Origin of the sequence: Paenisporosarcina sp. OV554, assembly GCF_003058165.1 — a bacterium.
In the GTDB taxonomy this organism is placed as follows: Bacteria; Bacillota; Bacilli; order Bacillales_A; family Planococcaceae; genus Paenisporosarcina.
Genome location: NZ_QBUC01000028.1, coordinates 1 through 14,914, shown reverse-complemented (window position 1 = coordinate 14,914; position 14,914 = coordinate 1). Strand labels below are relative to the sequence as shown.

Annotated in this window: 9 protein-coding genes and 1 pseudogene; all 10 read left to right on the top strand. The window is 36.9% G+C overall.

Annotation, left to right across the window (positions count from 1 at the left end):
• Nucleotides 1-227 precede the first annotated feature (227 nt).
• Nucleotides 228-512, top strand: a complete 285-nt coding sequence (locus tag C8K15_RS20435; protein WP_158268350.1) for a hypothetical protein — start codon at nt 228-230, stop codon at nt 510-512.
• 350 nt (nt 513-862) lie between these two features.
• Nucleotides 863-1,712, top strand: a pseudogene (locus C8K15_RS21460) (PA domain-containing protein); the annotation flags it as partial.
• Between the two features lie 39 nt (nt 1,713-1,751).
• A complete protein-coding gene (locus tag C8K15_RS17400) occupies nt 1,752-10,505 on the top strand; it encodes an Ig-like domain-containing protein (RefSeq protein ID WP_108587693.1) in 8,754 nt (2,917 codons plus the stop codon).
• A gap of 376 nt (nt 10,506-10,881) precedes the next feature.
• Nucleotides 10,882-11,214 carry an Ig-like domain-containing protein gene (locus C8K15_RS17390; RefSeq protein WP_108587692.1) on the top strand — a complete coding sequence of 111 codons (333 nt, stop codon included), beginning with the start codon at nt 10,882-10,884 and terminating at the stop codon, nt 11,212-11,214.
• A complete protein-coding gene (locus C8K15_RS17385) occupies nt 11,195-11,539 on the top strand; it encodes an Ig-like domain-containing protein (RefSeq protein WP_158268352.1) in 345 nt (114 codons plus the stop codon). The genes C8K15_RS17390 and C8K15_RS17385 overlap by 20 nt, the downstream gene beginning before the upstream one ends.
• Nucleotides 11,540-11,990: 451 nt before the next feature.
• The gene (locus tag C8K15_RS17375; RefSeq protein ID WP_233260552.1) at nt 11,991-12,452 is read left to right on the top strand and encodes a hypothetical protein; all 462 of its coding nucleotides are present in this window, start codon (nt 11,991-11,993) and stop codon (nt 12,450-12,452) included.
• An 87-nt stretch (nt 12,453-12,539) separates the two neighbouring features.
• On the top strand, nt 12,540-12,920 hold the full coding sequence (locus tag C8K15_RS17370) for an SDR family oxidoreductase (RefSeq protein WP_233260551.1): 381 nt from the start codon (nt 12,540-12,542) through the stop codon (nt 12,918-12,920).
• Nucleotides 12,921-13,364: 444 nt separating this feature from the next.
• Nucleotides 13,365-13,550: an aspartyl-phosphate phosphatase Spo0E family protein gene (locus C8K15_RS17365; RefSeq protein WP_108587690.1), complete on the top strand. Its 186-nt coding sequence runs from the start codon at nt 13,365-13,367 to the stop codon at nt 13,548-13,550.
• 269 nt (nt 13,551-13,819) lie between these two features.
• Nucleotides 13,820-14,104 (top strand): YiaA/YiaB family inner membrane protein, encoded by a 285-nt coding sequence (locus C8K15_RS17360; protein ID WP_108587689.1) that lies wholly within the window; start codon nt 13,820-13,822, stop codon nt 14,102-14,104.
• 303 nt (nt 14,105-14,407) lie between these two features.
• Nucleotides 14,408-14,776, top strand: a complete 369-nt coding sequence (locus C8K15_RS17355; RefSeq protein WP_108587688.1) for a hypothetical protein — start codon at nt 14,408-14,410, stop codon at nt 14,774-14,776.
• The last annotated feature ends 138 nt before the right edge of the window (nt 14,777-14,914 follow it).

Genomic DNA, 14,914 nt, shown 5'->3' with positions numbered 1-14,914 from the left:
ATTCTTTTGCAATCAGGTAAAAAGGTGTTTCAAGTGTATGCAGTCTTTACAAATATACCGTCTCTAAAATGTATGTAACAAGAGGTCCTCTAACATTTTCTTTTGCTACAGTTAAAAGGTTGCAGCAAGTAAGTAGCAAATAAAAAGCGCTTCTTAATTTCAAAACTTATTCCGGTTCAAATTCTTCAACAAAAATTCGATAACGTACTGAAATACATATGGATTTAGTGACTTCACAGACAAAAGAGAAACCGGAAAATCAAAAAGAAAACAAGATGCTTTTCTTAATTGGAACAGCGATTATTATAGTAGGGGCGCTATTACTGTATAGGGTAGCTTCTCTAAGTCATCGGCCATTAAAGCAATATCAGCTGTTTCAAGTGCTGCATCGATATAAAAATGTTAAAACAAACTGTCCTGTACCTTATTATTCCACTTTAATAATAATGATCGGAATAGTGCTTTTGTTTTATGTAGGTGTAGAACCAATTGCTACAAAAGTTACTTCTTAGGTTTAATTTTCAATAAAGTAGAAATGTGGGATGATGAGGGATGGAATCGTAGGAATTCTTTTTTAAATGACTTGTTTGTAAAAAACAATAGTAGGAGAGAAAAAAACAATTATATATTAGACAAGGGGATACGGTATGTAGAGGAAAAAAATCAGTTAGATTCTTAAAGGAACGTTATCTGTTGGTATGTTATTATCTCAAGGTGCTCCATATAACGTTTTGGCGCAAAGCTCGTTTGAGCTGAATCGAGCAATTGGATACCAATTCAAACTTTACGATTTCTCCGGATATTAATACGAATAGTCCGGAATTAGTCAAAGTAATCGTGGAATTCGAACAGGCGCCAGCGCAACTCCGGACCGAACGAAAAAACGCTCGGTTCTCCGGGAACAGCGGCTCTCGGCATTTCAGTAGGGGCAAGTGATGTTTCCATGTCGATTCCTACATCAATGGAAGCGTTTCCATTGAAAGGTTTGAAAATATGCAGCTCCTAGGCAATGATTTTTCTGATAGATTAGAAGATTTGCAAGGACAAACTTTACCAATTATCTTGCAGGACTTGGTAAAGCAGCTGATTTTGCTGGGAAAGATTTCAACGGAAAACTTGCGTTGATTCAGCGTGGGAAATTGGAAGCGTTTCCATTAAAGGTTTGAAAATATGCAGCTCTTAGGCAAAGATTTTTCTGATAGATTAGAAGATTTTGCAAGGACAAACTTTACCAATTGTCTTTGCAGGACTTGGTAAAGCAGCTGATTTTACTAGGAATGTTTTCAACGGAAAACTTGCGTTGATTCAGCGCAGGGAAATTACCTTTGATGAAAAAATTAAAAATGCCAAAAACGCTGGTGCTAAAGCAGTGATTGTGTACAACAATGTTGACGGGCAAATACCTGCCTACTTCGCAGGAACTGCAACCGAAATCACGATTCCTTCCAGCGCCGAGGAAGGCAGATATGAAGGATATATCCATGTGACCAATGCGTACAATCCGGCAGAAACCTATCAAATTCCATTCGCTGTCATGGTGACAGAAAAGGGAATTGCCTATGCGAAAACAACTAGACCATCCGCAACAAATACAACGCCTTTCTGGCAATATTTAGATAGAACTATCCATGTAATCATGAAGATGAATAGCCCAATGAAACCATCGATGTGCTTGTTAAGGACAGTAAAAAACAGGAAAAGCTATAGGTTTCAGTGTTATCAAATGATTTCATTATTTTAGGAGGAGAAATATGAAGTACAGAAAAAAGTTTAGTAAGAGACTAGCAAAGAAAGTATTTTCGTGCTTTGCGTTAAGCTTAATGCTATTAAACATTGCATTACCTCAGGCTTTAACACATGTACATGCTGAATCGAAGCAAAATAAGCAAAGTCCATCTAGTGAAACCTTTAATGCAAAAGAAGTAAACCGTATTCTTGACGGGCTTACTCCTGAGCAAAAAGCAAACATTAATAAGCTCACTGGAGCAGATAACGCTCAAAAAATCCATGTGGACCAAAAAGATTTACGTAGTTCAAAAAATATTAACGTGATTGTTCAATTTAAAGAAGACCCAGCTAAGATAGAAATCATTAAGAAATCGTTGGCTAAAGGTGGAGCAACTGTAAATAGTAAAGCTTTTGCAAGCGAATATTCCGACGCACAAAAAAAGGTTAAAGATTCTCATGCTAAATTTAAAAGCTTTGTGAATACGCAGCCTAAAACGCAAATAATTGGCGGGAAATCTGTTAAAACGGCTATGAGTATTACACGAGAATATTCAGAAGCATTTAATGGAGTAGCTTTATCACTACCTGCAAAATTAGTTGAAAATATTGCCAAAAATCCAGAAGTTGCTTCTGTTTGGTCTCAAGTAGAATATACGGTTGCTGAAGGATCTACTCCAAAAGCTTTAGAGACAAGTGAGTCTGTAGGCAAGCCTACAACAGGGCTTTCTTTATTAGGATTAGATAAACTTCAAGCTGAGGGTCATACAGGTATTATTAAATCAGGTCCTCGTGCAGGCCAAAAAGTTAAGGTCGGTGTATTGGATACTGGTATTGACTACAACCACCCTGATTTAAAGGCTGTATATAAAGGTGGACATGACTTAGTCAATAATGCAGGATTCGATGCAAATGGAAATGTCATTTATGTGGATGACCATGATCCAATGGAAACAAATTATGAAGATTGGGTAGCTGCTAAGGCGAATCCTAATCCAGTTGTTGGACCACCTCCTGCAGATTATAAACAGTATATTACATCTCATGGATCTCACGTTTCAGGGACTATAGCTGCAAATACGACAAATAATAACGACGTTTATTCAGCAAATGGTGTAGCGCCAGATGTGGACCTTTATGGTTATCGTGTACTAGGACCAGGTGGACGTGGCACAACAGACTCCGTATTGAACGGTATTGATCAAGCAGTTAAGGATGATATGGATGTCATCAATCTTTCGCTTGGTGCAACGATTAATGATCCACTTTATCCAACCAGTATAGCTATTAACAATGCTACCTTAGCTGGTGTTGTGTGTGATGTTGCAGCAGGTAATAGTGGTCCAGGTGCAGCTACTGTAGGCTCACCAGGAACTTCTGCACTGGCGATAACGGTTGGTGCAAGTTCGATTCCTGGAGATATTCCAGTGATGACCTTAAAGAACGGCGCAACTTCCTATCAAGCTCGTTTGTTTGGTAAAACCTTCGCACAAGCAGATGATGCCTTTAAAGGACAAACATATCCGATTGTTGATGTTGGTTTAGGTAGTGCGGCAGATTACAATGGTTTAGATATGTCTGGTAAAATTGCTCTTGTGAAACGTGGTGGAGAGTTTTTACAGACTAAAATGGCAAATGCTAAAAAAGCCGGCGTAGCAGGTATGATCATTTGGAACAATAATGCCGATGCAGATAACCAAGGTTATATAACAAGCTTCTTAGGCGTTAGCATGGATAATGTTTATTCTGTTTCATTGACTCAAGCGCAGGGACAAGCTCTTTCTGATGCCATTTACAAGGATCCTAAATCAGCAACGATTACGTTCCCAGATACACTTGATGAGCCGATCGCAAAGAAAGGCGACGAGTTGGCAAACTTTAGCTCAACGGGACCGGTAAAAGATTGGACAATCAAGCCAGATGTTGTGGCGCCTGGTGTTGACATTTCGTCTACCGTTCCATATGACGTTTGGGAGCCACAAGACGGAGTAAGTGTAGAAAATAGAGATTATAAGTATGCTTATGAATTAATGTCCGGGACTTCAATGGCAACGCCTCACGTTGCAGGTATTTCAGCATTGATTTTAGCTGCAAATCCAGAATATACTCCGGCAGATGTTAAGTCGGCATTAATGAATACAGCAAAGGATATTAACACAGATTCAAAGACTTATAGCGTATACCAAGTCGGTGCTGGACGTGTTGATCCTGCACGTGCGATAAAAGAGGATGTAAAAATCCAAGTTTTAGATAAAGCATATACCGTTGATTCAGATTCATCTACGCTAAGTCAAATTGATAACCTTACAGGAAGTATGTTCTTTGGCTTTAAAGGTAGAGGAGAAGGCGCAACGAACGGCACTTATGATGTGATTTCATCAAAAGACTTTAATGTAACTAATCAAGGAACTAGCAGTAAAACATTTAATGTAAGTACACAATTTATTTCAACAAAATTTGCTGGATCAAATAAAGTAGGTCCTGGCACAGGAAATGATGTCAAAATTGATTTTTCTACCGGTGGTACAAAAGTTTCATCCATTAATGTTGACGGTGGAAGTACAGTTAAAGCAACAGCAAAAATAACGGTTCCGTCAAACTCAATTGAGGGTACTTATGAGGGTTATATTTACCTGGTAAATGCGGCGAACTCATCGGAGTCATATCGTATTCCGTTCACTATTACCGTTGCGGAAAAAGGAATTGATACTTTTAAAGTTGATTATAAGGCAATGACAATGCCAGGTGGAGCAGCTGGCTATCGCTTCTCAATTAATAGTGCAATGGAAAACTTCTATATTGTATTAAAAGATAAGAATGGAAATTATTTAGGCTTAGCTAACACATTAGCTAATGCAAGTTGGCTTTCCCCAGGTGTCCAATACGGACCATATATTACGCTTTTTAATGGATTTTATCTTCCATTTACAAAGCCATATGAGGGCTCATTGGATCAATCCGGAATAGCAGAAAAGCCGGAAGTGATTAAAGAGGGCGCATATTCCCTTGAAATGATTATGACTGATGAAGCTGGAAAACGTTACACAGCAGAAGAAACAGTCTATGTAGACAGTACGCCGCCAACCATCAACATGGACAGCGACTCAAAGCCAGGAATCTATGAAATCGACCCTACAGGCTACTCACCTGGACAAGAGATTAAAGGATTTTATGGTTCAGTCTACGATTCTAACATCGATGTTATGAAAAATAATGGTGAAACTTCGGTGCTAAGTCCTAAAGATGGTAGGACACCTGTTCCTGTAGATCAAGCATTGAACACGGTTATTGGCTACCAAGATAGTATGTTCCCAACTGTATTCTTTGATACAGATGAAAAAGGTCGTTTCCATTTTGGAATTACTCCTGAGGACTTAACTTCAAAATTCGGAAGCGCATTTTGGATTTATCCAAGTGATTATTCTGGGACAGGTGATTCAGATATAACTAAACAGGAATATTATTTTATCAAAAAAGGTACCCCATATTTAACACTTACATCTTCTGGAGGTGTTGATGCAGGTCAAGGCAACGAAGAAAAGGTTGTAATCGATGCGAATAAACCTTTCAAAACGACAATCGCAACGAAAAATGGATTAGGAATGTCAGGCGGTAAAATTACTCTAAATGATGCGGGTGTTTACGCTTTTAGCAATATTAGATTGACAGATGAGTATAAAAACTATCTAATCAGCAAAGGGATTGACCCTACTAAGGTTCTAACTGTAGGTGAGCCGTATACTCATCCAGTCTATCGAATCGGTAAAAACATTGATGTGACAATATCTGGCATTGGTCCAGAGGGTGCTCTTGACCATGATATGAATATTTTTGAAGCGGATGTCACTTATACAAACATCGATCCAATTGTTGGGCCATTTGAATTTCCGTTATTACAAGCAAATTTAACCTTTTCAGGTGAAGGTACCAAAGTGACATGGTTTCCGACGAATACACCTTATGTGCGACAGTCAACATCCCTGCTTAGAGGTCGTGTGGCGGCAGAAGCTTTCGCAAAAAACACAGTAAACAATAACTATCCTCAATTCACAGTGGATTCAGGTGCGAAGGTAACTGTTAAAGATGATAAGGGTAAAACATTTACAACAGATAGCCCTACAACTCCAAATAATACAATGGCGTATGCTTTTATCAACCCGTATTATGCCGTGACGATGGATGTAAGTAATTCACCATATTCTGTCGAAGCGAATGTACCAGGTCACTTCAAGGGATATGAGCAAACACCAGTGATTGGTCAAAATAAATTTGGATATCAATCAGGAACAGTAAAAGATCTCCCAGGTCTTTTCCCGATTCTTTTAGGTGGAGATGTCAATGGAGATAACGTCATGGACATGAAGGATTTAACGGATGAAATCAATGTCTATTATCAATATAAGAATCTAAATACACCTAGTAATCCAGCTAATACGTTAGCTAACAAAACAGCATTCCTTAACAGCAACAGAAATGCTGATATTTATTGGATAAAACCAGGATCTACCGGTTATGGAATTGATTACAATGACTTCTATTTCATTTTCAAAAACTTTGGTAAACAAAATCAAAATGCGATTGATGCAGGGTTAACGGTTCCAACCGCCCAAAAGACGGTGGATCAAGATATGACCATTACGACTCAATATGGCGGATCCATCACGTTAAATGCGGGAGACACACTACAACAAGTCATGCAAAAGCTAAATTTTGCAGGTCCAAAACAAAAAATGTTTGAAACGAACATTCCTAAGTTACAAGACTTACAAAATGGTGCGACAATTTCCATCTCCCCATTTAGCGATGTGTTCGTAGATGATGTGGTATGGAGAAAAGCGATTACGAATGTTATGCTCGGAACAACAGACGTAACAAGTTTAGTAAAGATCTCAGAAGCGTATACGTATCGTGATCAATATGGTGCAACACAGACTATGCCTTCTAAAATTACGTTACCTGGTTCTTTATTCACGACGGCAGCTAATTACACAGTTACAGTTAAGGCTGCTGACTATCAAGATGTAACTACTAGCTTTACGGTTTCGGCGGAACAAATTCCGACGCCTACGATTCCTTTGGTTACCGACCCGCAAAAAGCGCATGTAGGTAAAGATTTAACCTTACCCTTCGAAGATGATGCTAATTGGCGAAATGGGATTAATAAAATCGTAGTTAAGACGTTACACTACCCAGCGGGTGTAACGATCCTTGATAAGACAAATCCAAGTAATATTATTGATTTGACAGATGGAAGTGGTAACAAATATTACGATATAAGTGTACCAGGACAAATTACATTTAAGGCAGATTTATTTAAGACGAATGCATCACCTGTTGGTGCTACTTCGGCAATAAATCCTAGTGGAACGAACTGGTTGCCTCAGTTGTATAAGTTTGAAATCAACTCAACAGGTGCAGATAATACGATCTACCCGCTTAAAGCAGTAGGTGTAGGTTCAAACGGCAGTGCCGCACAGGCCCTTGGATTTGGCATTACTTTTGATAGTCAAGGTGGTGCTCCAGTTTACCCAGTAGCGGTTGGGTACAGAGCAGATAGAACAAGAATCGGAGATGAGTTAATAAGTAATTCAGTTGGAAATATTATCAATCCTAGTACAACAAGACCTGGTTATAAATTAATCGGTTGGTTTAACGATCCAGCAGGTACAAGTCAGTGGGACCCAGGAGATACTCTAAATGCAGATCAAACCGTCTATGCTAAATGGCAAATGATCTTTACACAAAGCTATTCACCTGTTGATGTAACGAAACCTAATGGTATCAAGTTCGACAGTATAAGTGGAGCTATCGGAACTGGTTGGGTGCTTGGTGAAGGAGATCTTAAAATCAACATTCCAGATTATGCAACTACCATTCCTTGGTTAACAAGTAAGGATAAAATTGCTAAAATCGATGCAACTTATTATAAAATCAAGAGTGATGGAACAACGGAAGATAAGCCTACAACTTATACGTTAGATCCAAGCACATATGAAATGTCAACTAACGATAGAATTGGAGCGCTTTCATTTACGACAGCAACTGAAAGCTATGCCACTGGACATCCAAATGAAAAGTTTGCTTTTAGTGAAGCACCAAGTATATCGAATGGCCAAATTAATGGTTACAAGCTAAAAGTCACAGCAACAACTGGTGAAACGATTGAGATTCCGGATATTAAACTGGGTTATAGACGTCATATTGACTTAAACGGCGGAACGTTAAAGAATGCAAATGATTTATACTTGGCTGATGTATTAATCAATGGTAAAGCTACTTCACCTATTATGGAAACAGCTGGTTCTCATGTAACAAATGGACTTTTATCGCTAAGCGAAAAACTCTATTTGGACCGTGAAAACTCAAATGATAAGGTTGTTGATTTTTCAAAAAATGGTAGATTAACAGATAATGCAACTTACTATTTAGGTTGGATTAAAACTCCTCCAACCGTTTTGAAAGATACAGTTGGAAACATTGTAGGTAGTGATATTACTTTAACATTTACGGATGATGGAACATGGAAAAATAATATCAAACAAGTGAAGATTGGTTCAAAAGAATTAGTTTTAGATAAGGATTATACGATTACAAATAGCTCCATTACGCTAAACCATGACTTATTTACAGCAGGACAAAAGGTCAATGTGATGATTGTTTCTGAAGGTTATGCGGATGCAATCGTTACGGATCAGGTTATAGGATATAAAGTAACATTTGAATCAAATAGCGGAGATCCTGTACCGTCTCAAATCGTAGATCGAAGTGCAACGAAGCCGATCGATCCAACAAAAGTCGGCTATAAGTTCTACGGTTGGTATACAGATCAAAATTTAACAATACCATATGATTTTGCAAGCATTGTGACAAAACCAATTACGCTTTATGCTAAATATGCTTTAGTAGGTTCTCTTGTACTAACAGATACTACAGATAACGCTCTTGGAAACGATATTACACTTGAATTCATTGATTCTGAGTGGGCAAATTCTATTTCGAGAATTAAGGTTGGTGCAGTTACTGTAGATGGAACGAAATTCAAAGTAGATATGGCTGCACATACGATTACATTGGATAAGAGTGTCTTCACAAAAACTGGAGAATTCACTATCAATATTAGCGCAACTGATTATGCAGATGTAACCGTAACCCAAAAAGTAGTGAATGGATATAATGTGCATTTCGAAGTGAAAGATAATGCTCCATTTGAAGTAAAAGACCAAATTGTAGCACGTAGAATAACAGCACCGACTGTTTATGGTTATGATTTAGCTTGGTTCGCAGATGAAGCATATACAATTCCTTGGGATTTCACAAGCTCGATTTATTCTGCAAAAACAATTTATGGAAAATGGTCACCTACTAAATTCACTGTTATTTTTGATGGTCAAGATGGTGGCTTAGTACAGACTAAGACAGCAGAATATAATACAACAATCACAGCGCCTACAGCACCAACAAGACCTGGTTATACATTCGTTGGTTGGTTCAAGGATGCTGCAGGGCAAACTGCTTGGAATTTTGCGACAGATAAAGTAACAGAAAACACAGTTCTTTATGCGAAATGGAGTATCAACTCGTATGAAGTATCATTCAATAGCCAGGGTGGAAGTGCAGTAGATTCTAAAACGGCAAAATATAACACGACAATTGCACAACCAACAACAGCACCTACAAGAAAAGGTTATACATTTGCTGGTTGGTATAAAGATGCTGCAGGTCAAGTAGCATGGAATTTTGCAACAGATAAAGTGACAGGTAATGTGACGCTTTACGCAAAATGGTTACTAAATAGACCAGTTATTAATCCAATCGATGACAATGATACAAAGCTTTCAGGAACGACTGTAGCAAATGCAACGATCACTGTAAAAATCGGTAGTGTTGTTATTGCAACAGGAAAAGCTGATTCTAATGGGAAATTTAGTATCAAGATTAAACAACTAAAAGCAAATACAGAGTTATCTGTATATGCTATAGATAAAAATGGAATTCAAAGTGCTACTACAAAAGTCAAAGTTTTAGATCGTACAGCACCAAATAATCCGAGTGTCAACAAGGTTGATAATAATGATACAGTTGTAACTGGTAAGGCAGAATCTGGATCTATGGTTACAGTTAAAAGTGGTAAGACAGTACTAGGAACTGCAAAAGCAACATCTAAAGGAGCTTTCTCAACAAAAATAGCTGTTCAAAAAGCAGGCACAAAGTTAGTAATCACAGCTAAAGATAGCGCTGGAAATGTGAGTACAAGTGTGACAGTAACTGTTTCAGATGTTGTTGCACCAAGCAAGCCAGTTGTAAATAAAATTGATAATAACGACAAAGTAGTAACTGGAAAGGCAGAATCTGGATCTACGGTTACAGTTAAAAGTGGTAAGACAGTACTAGGAACTGCAAAAGCAACATCTAAAGGAGCTTTCTCAACAAAAATAGCTGTTCAAAAAGCAGGCACAAAGTTAGTAATCACAGCTAAAGATAGCGCTGGAAATGTGAGTACGAGTGTGACAGTAACTGTTTCAGATGTTGTTGCACCAAGCAAGCCAACGGTTAATAAAGTAGATGATAACGATAGAAAGGTAACAGGAAAAGCTGAAGCGAACTCAACTGTTAATGTGAAAGTAGGAAGTAAATCTCTTGGCGCAGCAACTACTGATTCAAAAGGGAACTACTCAGTTAAGATAAAAGTACAGAAAAAAGGAACTACAATTACTGTAACTGCAAAGGATAAGGCAGGGAATAGTAGTCAAGCGGCAACGTTCAAGGTTGTAAAACATTAAATCTAATGAAAAAGTCAAGGGTTAATCCCTTGGCTTTTCATTGTAGACAAAAAATAAAGGAGCATTATTAAAAAAACCCTTAATAGTCCACAAAATTTTACTACCACATGCATTTCAAGGCTCTCATCGATTCTTCTATCGGATCTACAATATAGCTCTGTTGTATTTTGTGAAGTGGAATAAGGTGATGGACATGAATAAAATCTTTCCCTAGTTCTCCATATGTGTTTTCAAAATTCAAATCACAAACTTGACATTTGACCAAATCAAATAAGAATGATGAGGATATCTAAATGGATTGAATCAAAATGAGTCTACCGAGATGGTAGGCTCTTTTCATATTCGTTAATCAAGTCACTTCCTTTCAGACAGTGATATTGCAGGTCAAGTAGCATGGAATTTTACAACAGATAAAGTGACAGGTAATGTAACGCTTTACGCAAAATGGTCACTAAATAGACCAGTTATTAACCCAATCGATGACAATGATACAAAGCTTTCAGGAACGACTGTAGCAAATGCAACGATCACTGTAAAAATCGGTAGTGTTGTTATTGCAACAGGAAAAGCTGATTCTAATGGGAAATTTAGTATCAAGATTAAACAACTAAAAGCAGGTACAGAGTTATCTGTATATGCTATAGATAAAAATGGAATTCAAAGTGCTATTACAAAAGTCAAAGTTTTAGATCGTAAAGCACCAAAATAAAGAAGTTCAAATTAAAGGTACTGCAGAAGCTAACTCTACTATTATTGTAAAAATCAATAATAAAGTAGTGACAAAAGTTAAAGTATCAAGTAAAGGAACATTTTCAGTAAAATTATCAAAAGTAAGTAAAGGTAATAATAAAATAACATTACAAGCAATTGTTAAAGCTGGAATTAAAGTAGCTGCTGAAGGTGAAGTTGTATTAGATGAGGCACGTGCAAAATTTGAAGAGGCTGACGTTGAATTAAATAAGGTACTTAAAAAAGTTGGCTTAGCAGAATCAAAGAAAAAATCGTCCGTTCAATCGGACGATTTTTTTATTTAACATTATGTCAGTTGGTTATGCGACTAAATTGAAGTCGTGAAAATGAGGGTTTTAATAGACTAATCGTTGAACGAACATCTGAAGGTAGAGAAAGGGCAAAATCAAGAGGTAAACACATGGGTCGCCCTTCACAACCGAGAAGGAATATAGAAGAAGCCCTACGATTATATAATAGTAGAAACACGAATGGATTAATTTGTTACAATCATCATGCATGGGAATTGATTTATCGGAACTTGGAACACCTTTATTAGAGAGGCAAGTTAGTTATGGAAAAGGACAAATCTTATTTCGAGATTGACGCGGCTGGATCTTTATATACATCTTTTGTTCTATACAATCTAAGAATAAAGGTACATACAATTACAACGTTCGATGAATTGGCAAATAAGAAAGCTAACTTTATACTAATATTATGTTCTTGCTTCTTAAGCAGGCGAACAGCCGGTGATTGGCTAGTGGGATTTTTTCCATTTTGCCAGTGCCGGTTTTTTTATATAATGGTCATAATACATTCTTTGAGATGGAGGAAGAGGCCGATTTGAAAAAGATAGACTCTATTTCTATGAGAGAAAAAGTTGCTAGTTTTTATATCTATTTTATTACTTTTCTTGGTTTGGTTGTTGTTATTAATTCACTATTATTAAGTGAATTGCCTTCTAATCCTGTTATGCTTTTGTTGCTAGTTGTGTTTATGGGGATTACTGAGTATTTTCCTATCCGTATTGGGAGAGGGAGCATAACACTCAGCCTCCTGCTTATTTATACAATGAATTGGCAGTTTGGAATACATATAACTATTGTTTCTAGTGTTTGTGTAATGTTACTTACCCATTTGCTCCGGAGCTTACCCATGCAAAGGACCCTATTTAATTGCACCCAGGTTACTTTTAGTATTACTTTGGCAGAATAGCTTTCCAATGAATGTATCTCACTTTTTATTACTGGGATAAACCTGTCACCACAAGGAGCATCTACATTAGCAGCAATTAACTCAGCGGTGGATGGTTTAGTTCGCTGGCTTGCTATTGAGCTATCTCCAATGCGCGTAAACGTTGTATCGCCTGGCATTGTAAATACACCGATTTACGCTGGTATGCCAGAAGACCAACGTCGAGGCATGTTCAATGGAATCGCGGAGCAACTCCCTGTTAAACGCATTGCAAAACCTGAAGACATTGCGCAATCTTACGTTTATTTAGCAAAAAAACGTATTCACAACTGGATCTGTTGTCGATATCGATGGAGGCGCACGATTAGTTTAATAAAAATAGTAAAGGCATTCCTTATTCGGGAATGTCTTTTTTGTGTGAATAAGCTTTCTCGTATCAAGAAAAAGTTAATGCATCTTTTCCACTTACGAATAATCAGGAATGTTTAACATAAATTGAATAACTTCTATCATGGTGGAAATGTTAATCAAACTTCTGAAGGTCTAAAAAGTGAGCACACTATTATTGATTTAAGAAATATTTATTATTTACTAAATTTCCCAGTTAAATACTTTAAAATAATTAACATTACAACATATTGTGTCGAAAGATAAAGTTCATACCATATATTGATTTATTGGTGATGGTGTTATACAATAAAAATGTAATATATATGGTAATTAAAATTGCGATAAAAATTATTGGAAAATTTTGCGATGCATTTAGATTTTAACATCTAAATTTTTGAGTTATAGAAAATGTAGTTTCATATTGAATCAAAAAACAGTCTTTTCATTGAAAAACTCTGTAAGGGTGGTCCCTGTGTTTAACATGTTGCTTCACTGTCTAAAACATGTGCAATTAAAATCATATGGGTATGGGGGAAGGGAATAATGAAGGTGCAAACAGTGGGCAAGGAAAACGTAACATTGAAGAAAATAAACAGCAAAAAACGAGAAATGTACAAAAAAGCAAAACAATTTGGTTTGATCCATCCTTTGGTTGTTGCATGCAGTCAAGAGTTAGATGTATTACTCAATCAATATCAAGGAATACACCAATATGATCATGTTGTTTAACAAATTCAACTCGTTGCATTTCTTTAATTTTTCCTGATGTCATTGACTTACTTTTTAATCTACGAATCATTCATAAAAACGGCGTCTCAAATAATAATTAATACCGCAGAAGAATCGGCCTAAAGCCGGTCATCTGCTTTTTTTATGGCTGGATTTAATAAGATATTAGAGAAACCGTAAAATTATCATATTTTATGACAGTGCACCTAGAAGTTTCATTCGTATCATATATTAAGAAGTAAAAAATGAGAAAAGAGGGGGACTCCATTATGTTTCCAACGAAATACAGAAGACGCAATACCGTAGCATTTACTGTGCTCGCATATTTCACGTTCTTTGCGGGAGTGGTCATGTTCTCAATCGGTCTTTACAACGCGGATAATTTACAACTAAACGAAAAGGGATATTACATTGCAGTGATGATTTTAGTAGCAGTCGGAGCTATCCTCACACAAAAAGTGACACGCGACAATGCGGAAGACGATGAAATCCTAGCAGAACAAGAGCGTCATTTGAACAACTTAAGAGCTCCAAATAATTCGAAGGAATCTTAAGCACCTCAAATTAAGAAAATATAAGTTTCATCAAAAAAGACAAGATGCAGATTCTGCCATCCTGTCTTTTTTTCGTGGATTAATGCTTTTGGAATCTACCCAAACCCTTTTTCTGTTGGTGCCACTCCACACTGAGGGTTCCATAATTTTACTATTACAACTAAACTCGTGATTTTTACAACTAAATCGAGAATGATGGTTTCCAGACTACTTTGGACGACATTATTATCACAAATAGGTATAAATACAAGTTTCTTTATACATACTTGAACTATCAATCAAGTTTATGGAGGAGAGATCGTATTGAATAAAGTAGAGTTTAAAAAGAATTTTGATATTGGATATGAAGAAATTGTATTTTCAGCAAACCACGATGAAACCCTGATTCGAATCAAAAACAATTACTCGGTGCCTTCTTCAATGGTGACCTCCTCTATTAGTCAAATAGAAGGAACATTATTTGAAGAAAAAAGATGGGGCTTTATATTCTCGGAACTCGTAGAAATTGAATCTGGTATGAACGAAGAAGTTCATATTGAATTAGGAAGATTCGTAGTGGATGAAGAGAATTTTGATGAGGGAGCCTTTATTAAACACTTAATCAACCAAGTAACGAATAAAATTTTGTACTCGGATTATTTTACCGTGCTAAAAAAATTAACCGTACATTGAAACCATGTGAATAAGAAAGATGAATGCAAAAAAACCGCCTCAGATGGGACTGACCCCCAGAAATGAGACAGGGTCAAAACACCTTTAATTTAAACTGCCAGTTGCCGGTATTCGACCGGTGACTGGTAGTTTAATTTT